The 24,071-nt window shown below is 63.9% G+C and carries 22 protein-coding genes and 1 riboswitch; of the genes, 15 read left to right on the top strand and 7 right to left on the bottom strand.

Annotation, left to right across the window (positions count from 1 at the left end; translation table 11 throughout):
• The first annotated feature begins 138 nt into the window (after positions 1 to 138).
• Positions 139 to 681 (top strand): glycoside hydrolase family 108 protein, encoded by a 543-nt coding sequence (locus B6S01_RS07600; RefSeq protein ID WP_037467880.1) that lies wholly within the window; start codon positions 139 to 141, stop codon positions 679 to 681.
• The gene (locus B6S01_RS07605; protein ID WP_037467881.1) at positions 681 to 953 is read left to right on the top strand and encodes a 3TM-type holin; all 273 of its coding nucleotides are present in this window, start codon (positions 681 to 683) and stop codon (positions 951 to 953) included. The genes B6S01_RS07600 and B6S01_RS07605 overlap by 1 nt, the downstream gene beginning before the upstream one ends.
• A gap of 490 nt (positions 954 to 1,443) precedes the next feature.
• Here B6S01_RS07605 and B6S01_RS07610 read toward each other — a convergent pair whose 3' ends face one another.
• Positions 1,444 to 1,977, bottom strand: coding sequence for a hypothetical protein (locus B6S01_RS07610; protein ID WP_037467882.1), 534 nt, complete (start codon positions 1,975 to 1,977; stop codon positions 1,444 to 1,446).
• A 354-nt stretch (positions 1,978 to 2,331) separates the two neighbouring features.
• Here B6S01_RS07610 and rpsM point away from each other — a divergent pair, with 354 nt between their 5' ends.
• The 8 genes from rpsM (at position 2,332) to guaA (ending at position 10,929) form a co-directional block, all read left to right on the top strand.
• Positions 2,332 to 2,700: a 30S ribosomal protein S13 gene (gene rpsM, locus B6S01_RS07620; protein WP_037467883.1), complete on the top strand. Its 369-nt coding sequence runs from the start codon at positions 2,332 to 2,334 to the stop codon at positions 2,698 to 2,700.
• A gap of 103 nt (positions 2,701 to 2,803) precedes the next feature.
• Positions 2,804 to 3,193, top strand: coding sequence for a 30S ribosomal protein S11 (rpsK, locus tag B6S01_RS07625; protein ID WP_004208752.1), 390 nt, complete (start codon positions 2,804 to 2,806; stop codon positions 3,191 to 3,193).
• A gap of 117 nt (positions 3,194 to 3,310) precedes the next feature.
• Entirely contained in the window at positions 3,311 to 4,372 is a 1,062-nt protein-coding gene (locus B6S01_RS07630; RefSeq protein WP_037467885.1) for a DNA-directed RNA polymerase subunit alpha, read from the top strand.
• A 170-nt stretch (positions 4,373 to 4,542) separates the two neighbouring features.
• Positions 4,543 to 4,968 carry a 50S ribosomal protein L17 gene (rplQ, locus tag B6S01_RS07635; RefSeq protein ID WP_037467887.1) on the top strand — a complete coding sequence of 142 codons (426 nt, stop codon included), beginning with the start codon at positions 4,543 to 4,545 and terminating at the stop codon, positions 4,966 to 4,968.
• A 103-nt stretch (positions 4,969 to 5,071) separates the two neighbouring features.
• Positions 5,072 to 7,246 carry a prolyl oligopeptidase family serine peptidase gene (locus B6S01_RS07640; protein WP_037467888.1) on the top strand — a complete coding sequence of 725 codons (2,175 nt, stop codon included), beginning with the start codon at positions 5,072 to 5,074 and terminating at the stop codon, positions 7,244 to 7,246.
• A gap of 65 nt (positions 7,247 to 7,311) precedes the next feature.
• Positions 7,312 to 7,893: a hypothetical protein gene (locus tag B6S01_RS07645; protein ID WP_094182635.1), complete on the top strand. Its 582-nt coding sequence runs from the start codon at positions 7,312 to 7,314 to the stop codon at positions 7,891 to 7,893.
• Between the two features lie 146 nt (positions 7,894 to 8,039).
• The gene (locus tag B6S01_RS07650) at positions 8,040 to 9,275 is read left to right on the top strand and encodes a TCR/Tet family MFS transporter (RefSeq protein WP_037467889.1); all 1,236 of its coding nucleotides are present in this window, start codon (positions 8,040 to 8,042) and stop codon (positions 9,273 to 9,275) included.
• Positions 9,276 to 9,369: 94 nt separating this feature from the next.
• Positions 9,370 to 10,929: a glutamine-hydrolyzing GMP synthase gene (guaA, locus tag B6S01_RS07655; protein ID WP_081570340.1), complete on the top strand. Its 1,560-nt coding sequence runs from the start codon at positions 9,370 to 9,372 to the stop codon at positions 10,927 to 10,929.
• A 74-nt stretch (positions 10,930 to 11,003) separates the two neighbouring features.
• On the opposite strand, the gene putA is transcribed toward guaA, so the two are convergent.
• The 6 genes from putA to B6S01_RS07685 all read right to left on the bottom strand — a co-directional run bounded on the left by putA (position 11,004) and on the right by B6S01_RS07685 (position 18,158).
• A complete protein-coding gene (gene putA, locus B6S01_RS07660; protein ID WP_037462396.1) occupies positions 11,004 to 14,642 on the bottom strand; it encodes a trifunctional transcriptional regulator/proline dehydrogenase/L-glutamate gamma-semialdehyde dehydrogenase in 3,639 nt (1,212 codons plus the stop codon).
• Positions 14,639 to 14,932: a nitroreductase family protein gene (locus B6S01_RS07665; RefSeq protein ID WP_081570334.1), complete on the bottom strand. Its 294-nt coding sequence runs from the start codon at positions 14,930 to 14,932 to the stop codon at positions 14,639 to 14,641. The genes putA and B6S01_RS07665 overlap by 4 nt, the downstream gene beginning before the upstream one ends.
• Positions 14,933 to 14,968: 36 nt before the next feature.
• Positions 14,969 to 15,592 carry a glutathione S-transferase family protein gene (locus B6S01_RS07670; protein ID WP_037467955.1) on the bottom strand — a complete coding sequence of 208 codons (624 nt, stop codon included), beginning with the start codon at positions 15,590 to 15,592 and terminating at the stop codon, positions 14,969 to 14,971.
• Positions 15,593 to 15,599: 7 nt separating this feature from the next.
• Positions 15,600 to 16,229, bottom strand: a complete 630-nt coding sequence (locus B6S01_RS07675) for a glutathione S-transferase family protein (protein WP_037467957.1) — start codon at positions 16,227 to 16,229, stop codon at positions 15,600 to 15,602.
• A 1-nt stretch (position 16,230) separates the two neighbouring features.
• Positions 16,231 to 16,533 carry a YciI family protein gene (locus tag B6S01_RS07680; RefSeq protein ID WP_037467959.1) on the bottom strand — a complete coding sequence of 101 codons (303 nt, stop codon included), beginning with the start codon at positions 16,531 to 16,533 and terminating at the stop codon, positions 16,231 to 16,233.
• 269 nt (positions 16,534 to 16,802) lie between these two features.
• Positions 16,803 to 18,158, bottom strand: a complete 1,356-nt coding sequence (locus B6S01_RS07685) for an IS1380-like element IS1247 family transposase (RefSeq protein WP_006473457.1) — start codon at positions 18,156 to 18,158, stop codon at positions 16,803 to 16,805.
• A 204-nt stretch (positions 18,159 to 18,362) separates the two neighbouring features.
• Here B6S01_RS07685 and B6S01_RS07690 point away from each other — a divergent pair, with 204 nt between their 5' ends.
• The 5 genes from B6S01_RS07690 to B6S01_RS07710 all read left to right on the top strand — a co-directional run bounded on the left by B6S01_RS07690 (position 18,363) and on the right by B6S01_RS07710 (position 23,971).
• Positions 18,363 to 19,538: an aminotransferase gene (locus tag B6S01_RS07690; protein ID WP_037465286.1), complete on the top strand. Its 1,176-nt coding sequence runs from the start codon at positions 18,363 to 18,365 to the stop codon at positions 19,536 to 19,538.
• Positions 19,539 to 19,607: 69 nt separating this feature from the next.
• Positions 19,608 to 21,041: a DNA recombination protein RmuC gene (locus tag B6S01_RS07695; RefSeq protein ID WP_037465288.1), complete on the top strand. Its 1,434-nt coding sequence runs from the start codon at positions 19,608 to 19,610 to the stop codon at positions 21,039 to 21,041.
• Between the two features lie 101 nt (positions 21,042 to 21,142).
• A riboswitch (yybP-ykoY riboswitch) is annotated at positions 21,143 to 21,269 on the top strand.
• Between the two features lie 98 nt (positions 21,270 to 21,367).
• The gene (locus B6S01_RS07700) at positions 21,368 to 21,946 is read left to right on the top strand and encodes a TMEM165/GDT1 family protein (protein ID WP_037465289.1); all 579 of its coding nucleotides are present in this window, start codon (positions 21,368 to 21,370) and stop codon (positions 21,944 to 21,946) included.
• A 92-nt stretch (positions 21,947 to 22,038) separates the two neighbouring features.
• Positions 22,039 to 22,986: a complex I NDUFA9 subunit family protein gene (locus B6S01_RS07705; protein WP_037465293.1), complete on the top strand. Its 948-nt coding sequence runs from the start codon at positions 22,039 to 22,041 to the stop codon at positions 22,984 to 22,986.
• Between the two features lie 175 nt (positions 22,987 to 23,161).
• Entirely contained in the window at positions 23,162 to 23,971 is an 810-nt protein-coding gene (locus B6S01_RS07710) for an undecaprenyl-diphosphate phosphatase (RefSeq protein WP_037465296.1), read from the top strand.
• The last annotated feature ends 100 nt before the right edge of the window (positions 23,972 to 24,071 follow it).

Below are 24,071 nucleotides of genomic sequence, written 5' to 3' on the forward strand. Positions count from 1 at the left end.
CGCGGTTTCGCGAGCGCCCTTCCTGGCTGACCAAAATCCTATTTTTCCTATTTTGGCGCAAGGCGGCGATTTTCGCTGTCCTACAGCGAACCATATGGGATAAATGCTTCGCCTCATTCGGATAGAGGAGGCGGTTTCATGGATGTTGCGGCGCTGATTGATGAAGTGATCGCGCGCGAGGGGGGCTATAGCAACCATCCCGCGGATCGGGGCGGCCCCACCAATTTCGGCATTACCCAGGCAGTGGCGCGGGCCAATGGCTATGCTGGCGACATGCGGCAGTTGCCACGCAGGATGGCCGAAGCAATTTACCGGCGGCTTTACTGGGAACGGCCAGGCTATGCCTTCGTCGCGCAGGCCGCGCCGCACATAGCGGCGGAACTGTTCGACAGCGCCGTCAACATGGGTCCGGGAACCGCGACAGGGTTCCTGCAAAGAGCGCTCAACGCCCTCAATCGCAACCAGAAGGATTATCCCGACCTGAAGGTCGATCGCGCGATCGGGGCGAAGACGCTGGCGGCGCTGCGCGCCTTCATGATGCTGCGCGGCAAGGCCGGGGAGAAGGTGCTGCTCAAGGCGATCGAGGCGTTGCAGGGCGAACGCTATGTAGCGCTGGCCGAGAGCAGGCCCGCCAATGAGGCGTTTCTCTACGGCTGGCTTGCAAACCGGATCGGCAATTGATGAGCGTGTCCCGCGCCAGGCGGACACCGGCGGATCCCTGGACGGTGCGCGCGAGACCCGCGTTCCTCTACGTCATGTACGGGCTGCTGTTATGGTCCGTACCGCTGGGGCTGGTCGGAGGCGCGCGGCCGGAGATGGCCGAAGCGATCATCCGGACGATGCGCGCCTATTTCGAAGCGCTGCCCGAACCGCTCTATGCGCTGTTTGGAACAGGCTATCTCGGCTACACGGCAGCGCGCACATGGGGAAAGGTGAAAGGCGCTGAACGGTAGCAACGCGCGCCCCGCTTTTCGCCAACCATAATGAGAGGGGCCGCTGGGCAGATAAATCCCAGCGGCCCATCATTGACATGGTCAGCGGCCGGAAGCGCCGCCCAAGGGAAACGTGGATCGCGCTATCTTCGCAAGCGGAGGACCATCACGCCACGGATCGCGGCGCAGATGCCTCAAAATGCTCTTGAAAATCGACGCCGACGGCGTCGCTCAGCGGCGCGTTTCCCGAAGGGACTTGACCGACCTCACTGCTGAACCATGAGACATCGGATCACCTCCTTTCGCTTGTTGAAGCCCGGCGTGGCCTGCCTTGGAAATCATCTCGTGCTTGGCCACGAACCGGACTGTGAATCAGACGGAAGACATGATCAAGACTTGTAATATTCTTTTTTCGAATCATACTTGCGCGTCCGCTTGAAAAGCCGATCTGGTGCGTCACGAGGCAACCGGCCCACAAGATATGGCGAAATTCGTGCCGACAGCAGCGCGGTTAGCGGCGGCAATCCTCGATCACGCGTCCCACCTCTGCCCAGGCGGGAACGATCAGCGTTTCCAATCCCTGGACTTCCACCGCGAACCGGCCCCGGCTGTAGGCAATCTGGTCAAGCGTCGCGTCGCTGGCGGCGCGGATGGCGAGCGTGCCCGTAGTGGCGGCCGTAGCAGGCCAGCTGACCGCACCATAGGTCGTGCGCAGCGTCATCGACCCCTGCCCCGCTCCCGCGCGCAGAAAGCTGATCCGGCCCGCCGCAGGATCGCAGCGCACTGTCAGCATAGCGCCGGCGCCGGGCGTGGAGAAGGCAGCCATCGACCCCGCGCCTTCGGCACGATACGCCCAGTTGCCGGGCGTGGCGGGGCGATATTGCCAGTCCAGCGGCGCCGGAACGGGCGCAGGCGCCGGGGCTGGCGCGGGAGGCGGCGATGACGGCCGGGGCGCTGGCGCTGGCGCCCGCTCCGGCGCGCCCACGCAGGAGGGTAAAAGGAACAGCATGGGCGCGAGCGCGACGGAGATGGGATAAAGACGCATGCCGCTTCATGCCCGAGGCAGGGGGAAGGCTTCAACCGGAAAAGGGCCGGGCAGCCCGAAAGGCGAGCCAGCGGACCGGCGCGCCCGCCATGGCCTGTCCCTCAACAATGCGCGCGCGTGGCCGCAGGCAGGCGGAAAGGCCCCTCAACGCCAGCTGCCGATTGACAGTTTCCCGCCGAATCGCTAGGGGCTGGCTCATCCCGGACATGCTGGTGAGCGGCAGTGCATGGCACTGGCCGTCTTTTTTGCGTCCCGGGGGCTATCGAATCGGCTGAAGTCCTTCTAGGGCTTTGGCCCGGACGCTTTGAGATGGGATGGCGCCAACCGTCCCGTGGAGCAGGAGTACAGATTACCATGGCACGTATTGCGGGTGTTAACATCCCGACCAACAAGCGCGTAATCATCGCGCTCACCTACATCCACGGCATCGGCCGCAAGACCGCCGTCGACATCGCCACGAAGCTGGGCATCGACCAGAGCCGCCGCGTTCAGGACCTGTCGGACGCCGAAGTCCTGCAGATCCGCGAAGCCATCGACGCCGACCTCACCGTTGAAGGTGACCTGCGCCGTGAAACCGCGATGAACATCAAGCGCCTGATGGATCTGGCCTGCTATCGCGGCCTGCGTCATCGCAAGGGCCTGCCGGTCCGCGGTCAGCGCACGCATACCAATGCGCGCACCCGCAAGGGCAAGGCCAAGCCGATCGCCGGCAAGAAGAAGTAAGAAACAGTCCGGGGGACTATTTCGTCTTCTTCTCCGCCGGAGGCAGTTCTCCCCAAAGCGAGACGCCTCCAGCAACACAAGTTTCGAGTAGGATTTGAGCAACATGGCACGCGAACCCCAGCGCATCAAGCGGCGCGAGCGCAAGAACATCTCGGCCGGCGTCGCGCACGTCAACGCCAGCTTCAACAACACCATGGTCACCATCACCGACGCCCAGGGCAATGCGATCAGCTGGTCCTCGGCAGGCATGATGGGCTTCAAGGGCAGCCGCAAATCGACCCCGTACGCCGCGCAGGTTTGCGCCGAGGACGCGGGCCGCAAAGCCGCCGAGCATGGCGTGCGCACGCTGGAAGTCGAAGTGAAGGGCCCCGGTTCGGGCCGTGAATCGGCCCTGCGCGCTCTGCAGGCCGTCGGCTTCCACATCACTTCTATCCGCGACGTGACGCCGATCCCGCACAATGGCGTGCGTCCTTCCAAGCGTCGCCGCGTCTAACAGCGGCACAAGGCTTGCCGGGCGGCGGACGCGTCGCCCGTTTACCCATCTGCATCGCCGCAACGTCCTGCCGGGTTCAGGATTTCAGCGTTCCGGCCTTATCCCCAGGGGAAATACATGACTGTCAACATGAAGAACTGGCAGGAATTGAAGAAGCCCAACAGCCTTGAGATCAAGGCCGCGGGCGACGGCAAGCGCAAGGCGACCTTCGTCGCCGAGCCGCTGGAGCGCGGCTTTGGCCTGACGCTTGGCAACGCGCTGCGCCGGGTTCTTCTGTCCTCGCTCCAGGGCGCGGCGGTCACCTCGATCAAGATCGAGAACGTCCTGCATGAATTCTCGTCGCTGGCCGGCGTGCGTGAAGATGTCACGGACATCGTCCTCAACATCAAGCAGGTCGCGCTGCGCATGGAAGGCGACGGACCCCGCCGCCTGCAACTGTCCGCGACCGGGCCCGGCGAAGTCCGCGCTGGCGACATCACGACCGTTGGCGACATCGAAGTGATGAACCCCGAACTGGTGATCTGTCACCTGGACCAGGGCGCGACGCTGAACATGGAACTGACCGCTGACGTCGGCAAGGGCTATGTCCCCGCCGTCGCCAACCGTCCGGCCGATGCGCCGATCGGCCTGATCCCGATCGACGCGCTTTACTCGCCGGTCCGTCAGGTCGCCTACAAGGTGGACAACACCCGCGTCGGCCAGGAACTGGACTATGACAAGCTGTCGCTGACCGTCGAAACCGACGGCACCGTCACGCCGGAAGACGCGGTGGCCTATGCCGCCCGTATCCTGCAGGACCAGCTCCAGCTGTTCGTCCACTTCGAAGACGCGCTGCCCGTCGCCGCTCCGGCCGCTGGCGCATCTGCCTCGGCCGCTTCGGAAGGCGAAAGCGACACCAACCAGATCAACCGCTACCTGCTCAAGAAGGTGGACGAACTGGAACTGTCGGTCCGCAGCGCAAACTGCCTCAAGAACGACAACATCATCTATATCGGCGATCTGGTCCAGAAGACCGAAGCCGAGATGCTGCGCACCCCCAATTTCGGTCGCAAGTCGCTGAACGAAATCAAGGAAGTGCTGTCGTCCATGGGCCTGCGCCTGGGCATGGACATCCCCGGCTGGCCGCCGGAAAATATCGAGGAAATGGCCAAGAAGCTCGAACAGGAGCTGCTGGGCTGATCCAGTCCCGTCACTCCGGCGCCTGCCGGGGTTTCAGGCCCCAAGGGCAACCTTGGGGCACGAGATCCCAGCTTCCGCTGGGATGACGACATCAAGGTGATAGGCACGACCTCAACTGTGCCGGGTCTGGGCTACCTCACACGGGCCCTTAACGAACGAAGGAAGATATCATGCGTCACAAGATCGGTCATCGTAAGCTGCAGCGCAGCACCGGGCATCGTAACTCGCTGCTCCGCAACCTCGCAGCCTCGCTCATCAAGCATGAGCAGATCCAGACCACCACGCCCAAGGCGAAGGAACTGCGTCCCTACGTCGAAAAGCTGATCACCCTCGCCAAGAAGGGTGGCCTGTCGAACCGTCGTCTGGCCCATGCCCGTCTTCAGGACGACACGCAGCTGACCAAGCTGTTCGAAGTTCTGGCCGAGCGTTACAAGGATCGCAACGGCGGCTACACCCGCGTCATCAAGGCCGGTTTCCGCGCTTCGGACGCAGCGCCGATCGCGATCATCGAACTGGTCGATCGCGACGTCGATGCGAAGGGCCAGGATTCGGGCCCGGTGCAGAACGCCGATGCGGACGAGCTGGAAGCAGCCTGATCGGGCAAACCGCTTTTACAAAGGCGGATCAGTAGATTAGAAACAGGCCATGGCTCAACCGAGCCATGGCCTGTTTCATTTTTAGCGGTACGAACAGGAGAGGATGCGCGCTTTTCAGCTGTTATTGGCGGCGCTGATCCTGCTGGCGGCGACGCCCGCCGCCCTGGCCGGACCCGATGCGGGCGGCATTCGCCATGACGCCCCCGCCGCGCTGCGCTATCCCGACGCCAGGCGGCTCGACCTGATCGACGAGCGTTTCGGCATCAAGGTGGCCGACCCCTATCGCTGGCTGGAAAATGACATTCGCACGGACTCGAATGTGCGCGATTGGGTGGACAGGCAGAACGCCCTCACCCGCCGCACCATCGATCGCCTGCCCGGGCGCACCATCCTGCGCAAACGGATGGAAGCGCTGCTTGGCCAGGGCCGCTTCACGCTGCCGCGCAAAGCCGGGAACCGCTATTTCTACGGCTATAACAGCGGGCTTGAACGGCACACCCCGCTCTATGTCCGGGAGGGGTTGAGCGGGACGCAGCGGCTGCTGCTGGACCCCAACAGCTGGGCCGAGGATGGCGGCGTGGCGCTGGCCGAATGGGCGCCCTCCCCCGACGGCCGACGGCTGCTCTATGCGGTTCAGGTGGCGGGCAGCGACTGGCGCACGCTGAAGATACTGGACGTCGATAGCGGCCGGGTGCTGGACGACCGGGTCGATTGGGTGAAATTCTCCCAGCTGGCGTGGGACGGGCGAGGCGAGGGATTTTTCTACGCGCGTTTTCCAGACCCGCAGGATGGGGAAGCCTTCCGCTCCGCGACGCTGGGGCAGCAGATATTCTATCACCGGCTGGGCCAGCATCAGGCGCAGGATCAGTTGGTCCATGCGACGCCCAAGCGCCCCAGGCTGGGCCATATGGCGCAGGTGACGAGCGATGGCCGCTGGCTGCTGGTCAGTTCCTTTGAGGGCGCCGACCCGCGCCGCGAGCTGCGCGTGGCGGAGTTGACAGGCGGGCGGCTGAAGCTGCGCATGCTGGTGCGCGGGATCAGCAATGACTGGCGACTGATCGGCAGCCGGGGGTCGATGCTTTATTTCATCACCGACCTTGGCGCGCCCAACCTGCGCGTGGTGGCGATCGATGCGCGCAACCGGCGGCGGGGCGTGCAGCAGGTGGTGGCGGAACGCACGGACAGCCTGGCGGGCGGATCGCTCATCGGCAGCCGCCTGATCCTCGCCTATGCCGCCGGTGCGCAGACGGTCGCGGAGCTGGTCGAACTGGACGGACGGCGGGTGGGCGACGTGCCGCTGCCGGGCGTCGGCGCTGCGGCGGGCTTTTCGGGGCGGGACGGCGATCCGGAAACTTTCTTCAGCTTTTCCGGCTTCACCAATCCGCCCAGCATCTACCGCTTCGACACGGCGACGCTGCGTTTCGACCTGTTCGCCCGGCCCGACCTGTCATTTGACCCGGATCAGTTCGGGATCGAGCAGGTCAGCTATCCGTCGAAGGACGGCACGCTGATCCCGATGACGGTCATCCGCAAGAAGGCGCTGGCGGCCAGCGGAAAGCCCGCGCCCACGATCCTCTATGGCTATGGCGGGTTCAACATATCCCTGACGCCGGGCTATTCGGCCACGCGGCTCGCATGGCTGGAACAGGGCGGGGTCTATGCCGTCGCCAACCTGCGCGGCGGCGGCGAATATGGCCGCGCCTGGTATGATGCCGGGCGGGCGGCGAACAAGCAGAATGTGTTCGACGACTTCATCGCGGCGGGCGAATGGCTGAAAGCGCAGGGCTATACCACGAAGGACGGGCTGGCGATCGAGGGGCGATCCAACGGAGGACTGCTGGTGGGCGCGGTCGTCAACCAGCGGCCCGACCTGTTCGCCGCAGCACTGCCGGCCGTGGGCGTGATGGACATGCTGCGTTTCGACCGCTTCACCGCCGGGCGCTACTGGATCAAGGATTATGGTTCGCCGGACAGGGAAGAAGATTTCCGGCTGCTCCATTCCTATTCGCCCTATCATAATATCCGGGTGGGACGGGATTACCCCGCAATCCTGGTGAAGACCGCCGACACCGACGACCGCGTGGTGCCCGCGCACAGCTTCAAATATGCCGCAGCGTTGCAGGCGGCGGACCTAGGCCCCAGGCCGCGCCTGCTGCGCGTCGATACCCGCGCGGGGCATGGGTCGGGAAAGCCTGTCGACAAGCTGATCGACGAATATGCCGACAGCTATGCCTTTGCCGCTTATTATACGGGGCTGAGCATCCGCGACGAACCGTGACGCGTGTTCAGCCGTGCGACAGCCGATTGGGTCTAGAGCGCCGCCGGTCTGAAGGAGCGATGGCGATGATCGGCAAGGCAGGTTGGATAACAGGATCGGCATTTGGCGCGGCTTTGCTGGTGACCGGCGCGGCAATGGCCCAGACGCAGCCCGATTATGACTATCCCGGCCCCAATGATCGGCAGGCGCAGGAAGAGAGCGCCGCCGATGAATATAGCTATAGCGACGAGGATGATGTGGCGCAGGGCCGGCAGGAGCCAGCGGACGAAGAAGATTTCTCCGATGTGGTCGGATCCGGGCAGGCGCAGCCGCCTTCCGCCCGCCCCGATGAAAACAGCCGCCGCTTCGGATCGCGCGACGACCAATATGCGCCCGGTGCGCAGGACGCCGACGAGCGGGAGGAAAGCGCGATGACCAATGCCTGCGCGCTGGCTGCGCGGGATGAGGCGGAGCGCGACGGCGGTTATGCCGAAGTCCGTCAGATGGAGGCCCCGCGCGACAGCCGCGACGGCTTCAGCATAGATGGCGACGTCGAGATACGCAGCGGATGGCGTGCGCAGGACGGACGCCTGCGCCATTTCACCTGCACGATCGCGAACGGGCGCATCCGGGATGTCTATTTCCCGCGGGATCGGGCCGCCCGCTAGGCGGTATCGGCATTCAGCCCCGGCGGCCTGCAAACGGCGATTTTGGCGCATCCCGACCGCGCCCTTTCGAATGGCCGCTTCCGCTTTCTCGCCGGTCCGGCAATCGGCTGTTTCCAGAGAGCGCGCAAATGCTCTAGGCGACCGGCATGCGTCCCCCGTCCTCCCCCCATCGCACAGGCGCAATCGCGTTCATCCTGGTGACGGCGCTGCTCGACGTCATGTCGATGGGGATCATCATCCCGGTGCTGCCGCAACTGATAGAGCAGCTGTCGGGGTCCACCAGCGCCGCTGGCCTGTGGAACGGTCTGTTCGTGGCGCTGTGGGCGGCCATGCAATTTCTCTGCTCGCCAGTGATCGGGTCCCTTTCCGACCGTTTCGGACGGCGGCCGGTGATCCTGGTGTCGGTGGCGGGACTGGCGCTGGATTTCATGCTGATGGCTTTGGCCCCCAACCTCTGGTGGCTGGCGCTGGGGCGGATATTGGCGGGCGTCACATCGTCCAGCTTTACATCGACCTTTGCCTATATGGCCGACATCACGCCGCCGGACAAAAGGGCGCGTGGCTATGGGCTGATCGGTGCGGCGTTCAGCGGCGGCTTTGTCGCGGGACCTCTGCTCGGCGGGGTGCTGGGCGAAATTTCGTTGCGGGCGCCCTTCTGGGCGGCGGCGGCGCTTTCCGCCCTCGCTTTCGTCTACGGCCTGTTCGTGCTGCCTGAATCGCTGCCGGTGGAACGGCGCATGGCCTTTTCCTGGCGGCGGGCCAACCCCTTTGGCGCGTTGAAGCTGCTGCGGTCGCACCCCGAATTGTCGAGCCTGGCCATCGTCAATTTTCTGCTTTATTTCGCGCACCACCTCTTTTCGGCGGTGTTCGTCCTCTATGCGGGCGACCGCTATGGCTGGGGCGCGTGGCAGGTAGGGACGCTGCTGGCGCTGGTGGGCGTGATGGACATGGGCGTGCAGGGGCTGCTCGTGGGGCCTGTGGTCAAGCGGCTGGGCGATCGCACGACGATGGTGACCGGCCTGGCGTTCGGCGCGGTCGGCATCATGGCGATGGGACTGGCGCCCACCGGCTGGCTGTTCGTCGCGGCGATGCTGCCCAACGCGCTATGGGGTCTGGCGATGCCCACCATCCAGTCGCTGATGACGCAGCGGGTGTCGGAATCGGAACAGGGGCAGTTGCAGGGCGCCAACAACAGCGTCGGATCGATCGCGGGGATATTGTCGCCCATCTTCTTCGGCGGCATCTATTCGCTGTCGGTGGGCGCGAAACCGATGCTGCCCTTCATCGGCAGCGCCTTCCTGATCGCAGCGGCCGTTCTGGGCGCCGCGGCTCTGCTGGGATGGGCGGCGGGACGGCAGGGGCAGGCTGAAGCGCTGTCCTAGACCTGCGCAGGGAAGCGGGAGTAAACTGGACATATCGAAGCGGGCGGACTAACCGCGCCCCATCCCTCTTCTTCTGGCTGACAAAGGCGATTCGATGACGCTGCCCCTTCAGGATTCCATCCTTATCGTGGACTTCGGCAGCCAAGTGACGCAGCTGATCGCGCGGCGCGTACGCGAGGCGGGCGTCTATTCCGAAATCGCGCCCTTCAACAGCGCCGCCGAAGCGTTCAAGCGGCTCCAGCCAAAGGGCATCATCCTGTCGGGCGGCCCATCGTCCGTCATGTGGGAGGACAGCCCACGCGCGCCGCAGGCCTTCTTTGACGCGGGCATCCCGATCCTGGGCATCTGCTATGGCCAGCAGACGATGATGCAGCAAATGGGCGGCAATGTCGAAGGCGGCGAAAGCGGCGAGTTCGGCCGCGCCTTCATCGAGGTGAAGAAGCGGTGCGCCCTGTTCGACGGCCTGTGGGCCGAAGGCGAGCGGCATCAGGTGTGGATGAGCCACGGCGACAAGGTGACGAAGCTCGCCCCCGGTTTCGAAGTGGTCGCGGTGAGCGAGGGCGCGCCCTTCGCCATGACCGCGAATGAAGAAAAGCGTTTCTACGCCACGCAATTCCACCCCGAGGTGGTGCATACGCCGGACGGCGGCAAGCTGATCGCCAATTTCGCGCGGCATGTCTGCGGCCTGAAGGGCGACTGGACCATGGCCGAGTTCCGCGCGACCAAGATCGCGGAAATCCGTGAGCAGGTGGGCGACGGCAAGGTGATCTGCGGCCTGTCGGGCGGGGTCGATAGCGCGGTCGCCGCCGTACTGATCCACGAGGCGATCGGCGACCAGCTGACCTGCGTGTTCGTCGATCATGGCCTGATGCGCAGCGGCGAGGCGGAGCAGGTGGTGAGCCTGTTCCGGGGCAGCTACAATATTCCGCTGGTGCATGTGAACGCCGAAACGCTGTTCATGAAGGGGCTGGAGGGCGTCACCGACCCCGAAGCCAAGCGCAAGTTCATCGGCAAGACCTTCATCGACGTGTTCGAGGATGAGGCGAAGAAGATCGGTGGCGCGGCGTTCCTGGCGCAGGGCACGCTGTATCCCGATGTGATCGAGAGCGTCAGCTTCACCGGCGGGCCTTCGGTGACGATCAAGAGCCATCATAATGTGGGCGGCCTGCCCGAGCGCATGAACATGAAGCTGGTCGAGCCGCTGCGCGAACTGTTCAAGGACGAAGTGCGCGAACTGGGCCGCGAACTGGGCCTGCCGGACGTGTTCGTGGGCCGCCACCCCTTCCCCGGTCCCGGCCTTGCCATCCGCATTCCGGGCGAAGTGAACAAGGAACGCTGCGACATACTGCGCAAGGCGGACCTGATCTATCTGGAGGAAATCCGCAACGCAGGGCTATACGACGCGATCTGGCAAGCCTTCGCCGTCCTGCTGCCGGTGCGCACCGTAGGCGTGATGGGCGACCACCGCACCTATGACAATGTGTGCGCCTTGCGGGCCGTCACATCGACCGACGGGATGACGGCGGACATATACCCCTTCGACGCATCCTTCCTCAGCCGGGTGGCCACGCGGATCATCAATGAGGTCAAGGGCATCAACCGGGTCTGCTACGACTTCACGTCCAAGCCCCCCGGCACGATCGAGTGGGAATGATTTTGTCCCCTGCCAGCATGGCGGTCATGCACCGAATGGGATGTTGGCGACAGGCTGACTGAAACCGCCTGCGGTCACCCTATCGTCATCAGGCTCGCATTCCCCCCGGCTGCTGTCGTGTTGATCGAAATCGACACCTCTTCGAGCAGCCATTCGAGCGGGTAGGGCTGGCCAGCGATACAGCGAGCAGAGGATGCGGCATGGACCGGCACAATGGGTCCGGGCCGGTTCGCCATCGCTTCCGACAGGCTGATGATGTCGGCATCGTCGCCTTCGACAAGAACCCCCGCAAGGACGCCGTCGGTGTCATGCGAAAGTCTCGCCGCGACGCTGGCGGGCAAGTCCGAAGGAAGTTTCGCTGCATCGATAACGCCTTCACAGCCTGTTGCGAGCACCGCCGCGATTTGCGTCAACAGGCCGGGTTCGGTTTTCGCATGCAGCCATATGCGGCCGCGTGGGCGGATCGTGTAGAGATTGCGCTCACCGACCGGCCCCGGCAGCTCTGTCGTCTGGCCGAGCCTGGATTGCGCCGCGCAGGTCCGGGCCGACGCGAGCACCGCTGTTTCGCCGCGCTGCGCCAGCCATTGGATGAATACCGCCAGCGCCTCGTCAACAGGCGTCGCCGTGCCCCGGCTGGCCGCTGGCGGTTCCCGGACCAGACGGGCGAGATAGAGAGGCCCGCCTGCCTTGGGGCCCGTACCGGAAAGCCCGCGTCCCCCGAATGGCTGGACGCCGACGACCGCGCCGATCATGTTGCGATTGATATAGAGATTGCCCGCCTTCACCCGCTCGGTGACATAATCCATGGTCGCGTCGAGGCGGGTGTGGAGACCGAAGGTCAGCCCATATCCTGTCGCATTGATCGCTTCGATCACATGCCCAAGCCGTTCTCGGTCATAGCGGATGACATGAAGCACCGGACCGAAAACCTCACGCTCAAGATCGGCGACGCTGTCGATCTCGATGATCGTCGGTGGCACGAAGCTGCCCCGCCCGATGTCGGTCGGCATTGCATGCTGCTCGATACGCCGCCCCTTTGCGCGCATCGCATCGATATGCTTTTCGATGCTGGCCCTGGCCTCCATGGTGATGACCGGACCAATATCGACCGACAGGCGATCAGGGCGTCCGATGCTGAGTTCCTTCAGAGCCCCCTTCAACATTGAAAGGACGCCATCGGCAATCTCGTGCTGCAGGCACAGCAGGCGAAGCGCCGAACATCGCTGGCCAGCACTGTCAAAGGCCGACGCGATCACATCGGCCACCACCTGTTCGGCAAGGGCGCTGCTATCCACGATCATGGCATTTTGACCGCCCGTTTCCGCAATCAGCGGGACCGGGCGGCCACCGGGCGACAGACGCGTGGCGAGCTGTTTCTGGATCAGGCGCGCAACCTCTGTCGAGCCGGTGAAGATCACGCCCGCGATTTCCGCAGCCCCGACCAGCGCGGCCCCGATCTCGCCCGCGCCCGGCAGCAGCTGGAGCACATCGGCCGGGACGCCTGCGGCATGAAGGATGCGCACCGCCTCGGCGGCGATCAGCGGGGTTTCTTCCGCCGGTTTGGCAAGGACCGGATTGCCCGCGACCAAAGCTGCAGCGATCTGGCCCGTGAATATCGCAAGCGGGAAATTCCAGGGGCTGATGCAGACTATGGGGCCGAGCGGCTGTTGCGTTGGCCCCAAGGTCGTTCGAGCCTGCGCGGCATAGTAGCGCAGGAAATCGATCGCCTCGCGAACCTCGGCGATCGCATTTGCCGCTGACTTGCCTGCCTCGCGGATGGCCAGCCCCATGAGCTGAGGCATGTGCGCCTGCATGGCGTCGGCTGCCCGCTTCAGCATGGCGGCGCGGTCGGCAACCGGCGTAGCGGCCCAGGCTGCTGCGGCATGGGCGGCTATCCGGCAGGCGTCGCGCGCGTCCTGCTCGACGCAGAAGGCCACCGTTCCCACCACATCGGTCGCATCCGCAGGATTGCACACCGGTCGTTCGCTGCGCACGACCGGGCGCCCGTAAATTGCGGGCGCGGCATGCCATTGCCTCGTCGCACTCTCTGCCAGGGCGCGCGACAGATGCGCCAGCGCGTCCTCATCGCTCAGGTCGATGCCCGCAGAGTTGCGGCGATCAGCGTAGAGGGCGGACGGCAAGGCGATCTGGTCGTGCGGGCGTCCGGGCAAGTCCATCGCGCGGACCTGCTCGACCGGATCCATGACGAGTTCGTCGATCGCTACGCTTGCATCAGCGACCCGGTTCACGAATGACGAATTGGCCCCGTTTTCAAGCAGGCGGCGGACAAGATAGGCCAGCAGCGTTTCGTGCGTCCCGACCGGCGCATATATGCGGCACGGCCGGTCGAGCTTCCCCTTTCCGACCACCTCGCCATAAAGCGGCTCGCCCATGCCGTGCAGGCATTGAAACTCATAGTCGCCGACCGTGAAATCCGGGCCGGCGATGTGAAAAATGGTCGCCAGCGTCTGGGCGTTATGGGTCGCGAATTGCGGGAATATGGCGTCGGGCGCGGCCAGCAGCTTTTTGGCGCAGGCTATGTAGGCGACATCGGTATGAACCTTGCGCGTATAGACGGGAAAGTCGGCCAGCCCATCGACTTGCGCGCGCTTGATTTCGGTATCCCAGTAAGCGCCCTTTACGAGCCGCACCATGATCCGCCGGTTCGCGCGGCGCGCAAGATCGACGGTCCAGTCGATCACAAAGGGGCATCGCTTGCCATAGGCCTGCACCGCCAAGCCCAGGCCGTCCCAGCCCGACAGATCGGGATCGAGCGCGAGGCTTTCCAGCAGGTCCAGCGACAATTCGAGGCGGTCCGCCTCCTCCGCATCGATATTGAGGCCGATATCATGGCGTTTCGCCAGCGCGGCCAGCGCCTTGACGCGGGGCAGAAGTTCGTCGGTCACGCGACCGGCCTGGGCGCGGCTGTATCGCGGGTGAAGGGCGGAGAGCTTGATGGAGACGCCGGGGCCGACATAAATGCCGCGGCCGGCCGATGCCTTGCCTATCGCATGAATGGCCTGCTCATAATCCCGATAATAGCGGGCGGCGTCCGCGGCTGTCATCGCCGCCTCGCCCAGCATGTCGTAGCTATATGTGAAACCCTTTGCCTCCAGAGAGCGCGCGCGCTTCAGCGCCTGGCCGATCGTTTCACCGGTAACGAACTGCTCCCCCATCAATCGCATCGCGATATCGACGGCGCGCCGGATCACAGGTTCCCCCGCCCGCGCAAGCAAATGCGAAAGTGCGGCGGCCAGCCCCCGGTCATTCACGCTGTCGAGAAGCTTGCCGGTGACGACCAGCCCCCAGGACGCTGCATTGACGAACAGGGGCTTGCCGCTACCCACATGCGACATCCAGTCGCCCTTTGCGATCTTGTCACGGATCAACGCGTCGCGGGTCTGGTCATCCGGGATGCGCAACAGGGCCTCGGCCAGGCACATCAACGCCACGCCCTCCTGGCTGGACAGGGCAAATTCCTGAACCAGGGTTTCGACGCCGCTGCGGGTCCGCTTTTCCCTGATCGCCGAGACAAGCGTGAACGCGGTGTCGCGGGCGTCCGACCGGAGCTTGCGGGGCAAGGCGGCCAGATCCAGCAAGGGCTGGACACATTCTGCTTCGGGTCGGCGATAGGCCGCCGTGATCTCCTTGCGCAGCGGTGATGGCTTGCGGACCGGCGGCGCGAAAGCCGCGAAGGGAGGCGGTTGCGTCACCGCGAAAGGACCCCGCAAGGATCCGTCCACATGCCGTCAGGATGCGTGTGCATACACACATATTCTTCGACATTGCCCGGCTTCAGCGCGGGTTTGAGCCGCTCCTTTGCCTCAAGAGAGCGCAGGAATACCACCCGAAATGGCTGGATATTCATCGAGGTCGGTCCCCATTTGGCGATATCATATGCCTCCTGAAGTTCCGCATCCGTTACCACCTGGTCGGTCCAGCCATTCTGAGAACGTGCCTCTGTGAAGAGGATTTCCAGGGTTTTCTCGTCAGCAACCGTCATTGGCAGCCCTTCCGTTTGTTTGATTTCTGATTCCGGTCAGCCAAGGCCGACCATGACGTTCTTGCGATAGGCGTGCCGTTCCGCGAGACGGTCGGCCCACCTACGAAGATTGGGCTGCTCCGAATCCCTGGCGAACCCGAGAGCTATCCAGCGATAGACCATGATTCCGCAGGGAATATCGGCGAGCGAAAATGCATCGCCAGCAAGGTAGGAATTTTGTGCAAGGGCATCGTCTAGTAGCGCAAAGCAGCGCTGCGACTCCATGCGCGCCCGGTCTAAAGCCTGCAGGTCTCTCTCGGCTTCCGGAGTTTTGACGATGCCGATATAAAGCTGTGACATGAACTTGTTCAAGGCGGCAAGATGCCAGTCCATCCAGCGCTCGACCATTGCCCGGTCGATCGGGTCCTGGGGATAAAGCGAGGTGGGTCCGCGCGAATTGCACAAATAGCGGAGAATGGTGTTGGATTCCCAGATCGCGTTGCCTTCGTCTATCAACGTCGGCACGACGCCATTGGGATTCACGGCAAGATATTCCGGGTCGCGGTTCCCGCCAAATTCGCCGCCGAAATTTTCCTGGCTGAACGGTATATCCAACTCGTCCAGGAGCCAGAGGACCTTCTGGACATTGGAGGAGCTGCGCCTTCCTAAAACTCGAAGCATGACTCTCTCAACCTGCTTCCGGTATGTTCATTCCGCGTTGCACGGCGGGGCGTGCACCAACGTGATCGTACCAGCGCTTGAGATTTGGTACCTTTTCAAGATCGATGTTGTGAAGCGGGTTGCGCGCGAGCCAGGGATAGGTGGCGATATCGGCGATAGTATACCCGTCCCCCGCGATATAAGCTGAATCTTGCAGCCGCTTGTTAAGCACGCCGTAGATTCGCTCCACCTCTTTCTGGTAGCGCCCGAGCGAATATTCCTGGTCTTGAGCATATCTGCGAAAGTGATGGAGTTGCCCAAGCATCGGGCCCACGCCGCCCATCTGGAACATCAGCCATTGCAAGGTTATTGCCTGCGCGCGTGGATCGGACGGCAGTAGCTCGCTTCGGTATTTCTGTGCCAGATAAACCAGAATGGCGCCGGACTCAAAGAGCACCAGTTCCTCACCTCCGGGGCCATCGGGATCGACGATCACAGGGATCTTGTTGTTGGGGTTCTTCGCTAGAAAGTCCGGCGAGAATTGCTCATCCTTTAGGATGTTGATCGGCCGCAGTTCATAACCCAGCCCCAGCTCTTCGAGCATGATGGAAATCTTGCGCCCGTTCGGCGTCTGCCAGGTAAAAAGCTGCAAGGTCATATCAGTTCCTCCGGTCGGGGTTGCCGCGGGTCCAGCGCCACGGCAAGATCAAGATCGCACCGACAAGCCCGGCCTTTCGGTAGGGATCATTTCGGGAGAATTCCTCGACATCGTGCCGATTCGTAGCTTCAACCACGATGAGCGAGCCGACCTCCTTCTCCTCCGCCTCGTCCATCAATGGCCCGGAAAGGATGACCCGAACCGGAAGTTCGCCGCCCGACATATAAGCCACGTGGCGCTCGCGCGTTTGCGCGCGAATATCACCCGCGTCCGGGCGGTCCATCGCCTGAAGAACGAAGTACATGTGTCAAGCCACCGGGTGCAGGTTAAACCGATAGTCGAGCGTGTAGAACCTGCATTCCCCAAGTGGCGTGTCGTTTGAGGTGAAGATCGCCTGTATCCGAGCGCTAGACAAGGATTTTCTGCCGCAAGCGGCACCTGCGGTCGCGCAGACTGCTGGATCTGGACGGATCAGACCGCGAAGCCGCTGTTTCCTTGCCCAGGGGCGGCGTTTTTCAGCGCAGCGGACAGATCTGTCCAGCCGCTTTCGTTCAGTTTGAGCGTGGATCGCGATCATGCGCATAGCGGTGGCGCTCGCAATCGGCGGATAGCGGCGAGGATGGCGCGTACCATCGTGCCGGTGACAGCGACCTCGGCCAGCTGGAAGGTGATGGTGCGGGCGTGACGGACCACACGTGCCCCGATCTTGATCAGCTTCAGTTGCAGGCTGGTCAACGACCAGTCGGCCATGGCCTCGGGCAGCTCGATGCAGCGCAAGAAGGTGGCCAGGTTGTACGCCAGGGCGTGCAGTTGCAGCCGCACCTCATTGTCGCGGAACTTCCGGCACGACAGCCGCGTCCAGCGAAAGGCGTATTTGCCCTCTTTGATGTGCTGCTCGGCGGTGCCGCGCTGGTTGTAGAACCGCACCACCCAGTCCGGCTCCATCGGCAGGTTGGTGACGATGAAGCCGACACGCGGGAACAGTTCGCCCGGATGCCATTCGATCTTGGCGATCACCCGGCGTTCCTTGTCCCAGGACGCCGCCTGATACTCGAATTCCTCGAAGAACCGCTTGACCTTGGTCAGTGACGGCCGCCCGACAGGGCGCGTTAGCCGATGCGCGATCTTGTCCTTGAGGACCGCGTTTGCGGGCAGCCGGATGGCGTAGAAGAACCGCGCTTCTTCCAATCGCTCATAGATCGCCGGGATCGCGTAGGCAGCATCGGCCCGGAAGAACCTGCCACCAAGGTCGCGCTCCGCGTAGCGCGCAATGACGGGGTCGAGAACATCACGCCAGCCATCGGCGCTGTGGACGTTGCCATGGCGCAGGGCGCAGCGTTCCAGCATCCCGAACTGGTTGAACAGAAAGTTGGGGTGATAGCAGCTACAGTCGAAATGGCCATTCCAGGCGGACCCTTCCTGGTCGCCATGGGTCGGGCTGACCGAGCTGTCCATGTCCAGAACGATGTACTTCAGCCCGTTACGGTCATGGAACCGGTCGATCCATTGCCCGTTCAGGTCGGCCAGCGCGGCACGGTTCCCGGCCAGAGCCAGCGTCTCGGTCTCGAACCGTCCCATCTGCGATGCCGAGGCCGCTTGTGCATCGACCGCTCTGCCGCCGACAACTTGGCGCATGACCGGATCGCAGGCGAGACGGTTGGCGTCGTTGACATCCTCGTATCCGGCCAGCCGCCCAAAGACTGATTGCCGGAACAGGCCGTCGAGCCGATGGACCGTGTTCTTGCCAGAGCGAGTATCGCGCAGCGCCGCTGACGCCAAATCGGACAACCCGAGCGCGTCATCAAGCTCGCGCATCACCAGAAGGCCGCCGTCGGAACTGAGCTGCGTGCCGCGAAATTCCAGCCGCACGCGAGGGTCGAAATCCACCCGATCTGCCCGTTGCAAGCCCGCACCCTCTGGGTGATCCATGAAACGCGCCCCTCGCAGCCTTCAACACCATGTTTTATATAGGAAATATAATGGTCAGGACAGCGAAATCAGCGCCTTACTTGGGAAATGTGGGATTCTTATTCATCGCGGCTCAGACAAGTGCGATCATCGGTTCGGGCTTCGCAAGGCGGGCCCCGGCAAGGTCGCTATACTCGCCGCGCAACAGGCTTTATCCCGGTCGCCATGACCATCAGGCTACCGCTCGGCCATCCCGTTTACCGGGACATGCCCGCCACCATCTTTGAGAAAATGTCCGCCCGCGCGCGGGAAACGGGCGCGATCAATCTCGGCCAGGGCTTTCCCGATGCGCAGGGACCCGACGACATTCTCCGCGCGGCGGCCGAGGCGTTGCTCCACCGGTCGAACCAGTATCCGCCAAGCGGAGGCCTGCCCGAACTGCGGCAGGCGGTAGCCGCGCATTATGAGCGGCATCAGGGGCTGGACCTGCGCGCGGAAGAAGTAATCGTCACTTCGGGCGCGACCGAAGCGATCGCGGCGAGCCTGTTCGCGCTGATCCAGCCGGGCGATGAAGTGCTGCTGCTCGCGCCGCTATATGACGCCTATCTGCCGCTGGTCGAACGGGCTGGCGGGGTTGCCCGCATCGCAAGACTGACGCCGCCCGACTGGCGGATCACGCGCGAAGCGCTTGACACGATGATCGGGCCGCGCACGCGCCTGCTGATCCTCAACAACCCGCTCAATCCCAGCGGCAGCGTGATGGCGCGGGAGGATCTGGCGATGCTGGCGTCCTTCTGCTTGGATCACGACCTGATCGCGATCTGCGACGAGGTATGGGAGCATGTGACCTTTGACGGCGTCCGTCACCAGCCGCTGATGGCTTTTCCCGGCATGCGGGACCGGACGGTGAAGATCGGGTCGGCGGGCAAGATATTCTCGCTGACCGGCTGGAAGCTGGGCTGGATGTGCGCGGCCCCGCCAATCGCGACGCTGCTTGGGCGGGCGCACCAGTTCCTGACCTTCACCAGTCCGCCCAACCTGCAATGGGCCGTCGCCGAAGGGCTGGGGAAACCGGACGACTGGTTCACGGCGATGCGTGCGGGCTACCAGGCTTCGCGTGACCGGCTGGTGCGTGGGCTGGGTGATGCGGGATATGCGGTTCAGCAGAGCGCGGGCACATGGTTCGTGACCGTTGACCTGGCCGCATCGGGCATGGCGCTGAACGATGTGGACTTTTGCGAGCGGATCATCGGCGAGGCGGGCGTTGCCGCCATCCCGATATCCGCATTCTATCCCGACGCGGCCGTCACGCATCTGGTGCGTCTCTGCTTTTCCAAGAGCGACGCGGTGATCGACGAAGCCGTCGCGCGGCTGGGCGCATTTCGCGCGTCGCTCGGCTGAACGCAACGAGGGTTGCCGGGACCGGGCCGGGCCGCTAGGTTCCCCTTTCGTTCCATAAGGGGGATCATCATGGACAGCCTGGCCGTCATCTTAAGCCTTATCGCCCTGGTTGCGGGGTTGGGGCTTGGCTGGCTGCTGCGCGGCAAGGCGGCAGCGTCGCTGGCCGCGGAAAAGGCGGAGCTTGCGGCAAGGCTGGATCAGGCGGAGGCGCAGCGTAACGGCGCGCTACGGGAACTGGTCGTGGCGCAGGATCGCGCGGTCCAGGCCGGTGAGCTTGCGCGGCGGCTGGAGGAAGAGCGTAACGCGCGCGGTCTGGTCGAGCAGGAGATCGCCGCGCTGCGATCCGACACACAGGCGCGGGCCGAGGCTTTCGAGGCGCAGATCGCGGCGCTGAAGGACGCCAAGGAGCAGTTGTCGGCGCAGTTCAGCGAGATTGGCGGCAAGCTGCTGCATCAGGCGCAGAGCCATTTCCTGGAGCGGGCGGACCAGCGGCTGGCGCAGGCGCATGAAAAGAGCGAGGCGCAGCTGAAGCAACTGCTGCACCCGGTCAACGAGACGATCCAGCGCTACGACCAGAAGATCAGCCAGATCGAACAGCAGCGCACGGAAGCCTATGGCATCCTGCGCGGTGAAATAGAATCGATGAAGTCGGGACAGGAAGCCGTGCGGGCCGAAGCGCAGCGGCTGGTCGATTCGCTGCGCCATGCGCCCAAGGCGCGCGGGCGCTGGGGCGAACAGCAGCTGCGCAATGTGCTGGAGACATGCGGGCTTTCCGAACATGTCGATTTCCGCACCGAGGTAAGCGTCGAGGGCGAGGATGGCCGGTTGCGTCCCGACGCCATCTTGCGCGTGCCGGGCGGACGAGCGCTGGTGATCGACGCGAAAGTGTCGCTCAATAGCTATCAGGACGCCTATGGCGCGGATGGCGAGGATGAACGCAAGCGCCTGCTCTCGGCTCATGCGGCGGCGATGCGGGCGCATGTCGATGCGCTGGGGCGGAAAAGCTATGCCGACCAGTTCGAGGAAGCGCCCGATTATGTCATCATGTTCGTGCCGGGCGAGCATTTCCTGTCCGCCGCGCTGGAGCACGATCCACAGCTATGGGACCATGCGTTCGGCAAGCGCGTGCTGCTGGCGACGCCGACCAACCTCATCGCTATCGCCCGGACCGTCGCGGCGGTGTGGCGGCAGGAGAAGATGGCGGACGAAGCCAAGCGGATCGGCGCGCTGGGCAAGGAGCTTTATGAACGGCTGGCCGGGGCGGCGGGATCGCTCAAGAAGCTGGGCAACCGGCTGACCGGCGCGGTAAGCGATTATAACAGCTTCGTGGGCAGCTTCGAAGGACGGGTGCTGGTGACGGGGCGCAAGCTGCGCGACCTCAATATCGAAACGGGCGGGCGTGAACTGGACACGCTGGAGCCGGTGGACGCACTGGTGCGCGAGCCGGTTTCGGCCGAGGCCGTGCGCGCATTGCCAGAGGCAGTGGCCGACGCGGCGGAGTGAAGGGCGGGTCCGGCATGGCCCACCCTTGCATCGTCCGCGCGCCACGTTCGTCGCAGCGGGGCGGTTACCCAATTGCCTCCGCGCGCAATATTCCCTAAACGCGCCCGGTCATCTGGGGAGTAGCCAGCCATTCGCGCGATCGAATGGGCCGTATGTCAACATATTTGGCCGAGAGGTCATGGCATGCGGGATGCGGGGAAGTCGGGCAAGCGCCCGGACCACCGCATCGGGCGAGACCAATGGCATCGGCTGTTCCCTGTCCGGCCGGGCGGGAGGAGGCGATGGCATTGCGTCTTCAACCCTTCGCCCGGCCCCGGATATTATCTATGGACGCTCTTCTCACCTCCACCGCGCTGGTCGCCTTCGCCGAGATGGGCGACAAGACCCAGTTGCTCGCCATGCTGCTCGCCACCCGCTTTCGAAAGCCGGTGCCGATCGTCATGGGCATATTGTTCGCCACGCTGGCCAATCATTTCCTCGCCGCGCTGGTCGGTCATTCGATCGCAGGCATCCTGACGCAGGACTGGTTCCGCTACGCCGTGGCCGCCAGCTTCATCGCCATGGCCGCCTGGACACTGATCCCCGACAAGATTGACGAGGATGAGCCGCTGAAGGCGCCGTCGAAGGCGGGCGTATTCCTGACCACGCTGATCGCCTTTTTCCTGGTAGAGATGGGGGACAAGACGCAGGTCGCGACCGTGGCGCTCGGCGCGCAGTTCGAGAATGTCTTTGCGGTGACGGCGGGCACCACGCTGGGCATGATGATCGCGAATGTTCCGGCGGTGATATTTGGCGAGGCGCTGGCGAAGAAAGTGCCGATGCGCGCGCTGCAGGTCGGCGCGGCGCTGTTGTTCCTGGTCCTGGGCCTGTGGATGATCGCGGACCTTCTGGGCTGGATCGGCTAAAAAAGGAACCTGCGCCCTCGCCCGCCTGTTGTCAGCGGGCGGCGGCTGTTGCAAGGGAAACGCTTGCAGTCATTTCCCCAAGCAGGACAGGCATGGAACGCGTGATGAAGGACAGTCTGGTTACGGTGTTCGGCGGCGGCGGCTTCCTCGGCCGGCAGGTAGCGCAAGCGCTGATGGAACGCGGCGCGCGGGTTCGCGTGGCGCAGCGGGACCTGGCGAGCGCGCTGCGCGTGAAGCCGCTCGGCGGGCTGGGCCAGACCCAGTTCGTCGCAGCAGACATCCGCAAGCCGCAAAGCGTAGCGCGCGCCATTGCGGGCAGCGACGTCGTCATCAATCTGGTCGGCGTGCTGAGCGGCGATATGGAAGGATCGCATCATGACGGCGCGGCCAATGTCGCAAAGGCGGCCGCGCAAGCGGGCGTACAGGCGCTGGTCCATGTGTCGGCGATCGGCGCGGACCCGAAAAGCCCGTCCGCCTATGGCCGGTCAAAGGCGGCAGGCGAGGCGGCGGTGAAGGCCGCTTTCCCCCACGCAACCATCATCCGTCCGTCGATCATCTTCGGTCCCGAGGATCAGTTCCTCAACCGCTTTGCCGAGCTGATCAGCCGGCTGCCGGTTGTTCCGGTCATTGGCGCCGATACGAAGTTCCAGCCGGTTTATGTCGCCGATGTCGCGCAGGCGATTGCCAACGCGGCGGCTGACCCCGATCGTCACGGCGGCAAGACGTTCGAACTGGGCGGACCCAGCCAGATCAGCATGATCGACCTCAACCGCTGGATCGCCAAGGCCATTGGCCGTGAACGCAGCCTGGTTCCGGTGCCCCCTTCGATCGCGTCGGCAATCGCAAGCCTTGGCTGGTTGCCGGGCGCACCGATCACGCGGGACCAATATGCGATGCTGCAGAAGGACAATATCGTGTCGCCCGGCGCTGCTGGTCTCGTGGAACTGGGCGTGTCGCCCACCCCGATGGAGGCCGTCGCGGACAAGTGGCTGGTCCGCTATCGACGCCACGGCCGCTTCGCCGGTCGCGCAAAGGCTTGAACGAGCGCGCCGACCGGCTGACTTGACGAGTCTCGGCGGAACGCCCGGATGGCGCGGTCGGACAACAGGCGCGGCATTGCGCGCGCCCTTCGCTTCTGCACAATAGGCTCTCCAACGCCGCGCCCGACCCGTCCGGGCCGGTTTTCCTTCTCTGTTCGAGGACCTTGGCCGCCTGATGGATCTGCATTATCTGACGGTCATCCTGCTGGGCATAGTCGAGGGCCTGACCGAATTTCTGCCGGTATCATCGACCGGTCACCTCATTCTGGCGAGCGAACTGCTGGGATATGACGCGTCGGTCTGGGCGATGTTCAATGTGGTCATCCAACTGGGAGCGATCCTGGCGGTGGTCGTCCTCTACTGGCGCACTTTCTGGGCGGTGGGCATGGGGCTACTGCGCCGCGATGCCACCAGCTGGCGCTTCCTGCGCAATCTGGTGATCGCTTTCATCCCGTCGGCCATTATCGGCCTGGCGCTGCACGATTATATCGAAATACTGCTGGGCGCGCCGCATGTGGTGGCATGGGCGCTGATCGCGGGCGGCGTGGCGATCCTGCTGATTGAGCGGACGATCAAGGCTGGCCGTTTTCACGGCATCGCCGACATTCCCATGGTGCGCGTGGTGGGCATCGGCCTGATCCAGTGCATTTCGATGATTCCGGGCGTCAGCCGATCTGGCGCGACGATCATGGGCGCGCTGGCCCTGGGGGTCGAGCGGCGGACCGCCGCCGAGTTCAGCTTTTTCCTCGCCATTCCCACCATGCTGGGGGCCACCACCCTGGAGTTGCTGAAAAAGGGCGATCAGATCACGTCGTCCGCGGTTGGATGGGACAGTATTTTCCTGGGCTTTGCGGTCTCGTTCGTTGTCGCTGTGCTGGTGATCCGCTGGTTTGTCGGCCTGGTATCGCGTCACGGCTTCGCGCCATTTGCCTGGTATCGCATCCTCGCCGGAGTCGGTGCGCTGGCATGGCTATGGGCACGTTAGGTCCGAATAGGGACTAAATTGAGCCAAAGCCATTGGTTCAACGACGAAGCGGGCGGGAAATCCTGTATAATTAGGTCACATTAGCTGTCTTAAATGTCAG

Source organism: Sphingobium herbicidovorans, assembly GCF_002080435.1.
Classification (GTDB): Bacteria; Pseudomonadota; Alphaproteobacteria; order Sphingomonadales; family Sphingomonadaceae; genus Sphingobium; species Sphingobium herbicidovorans.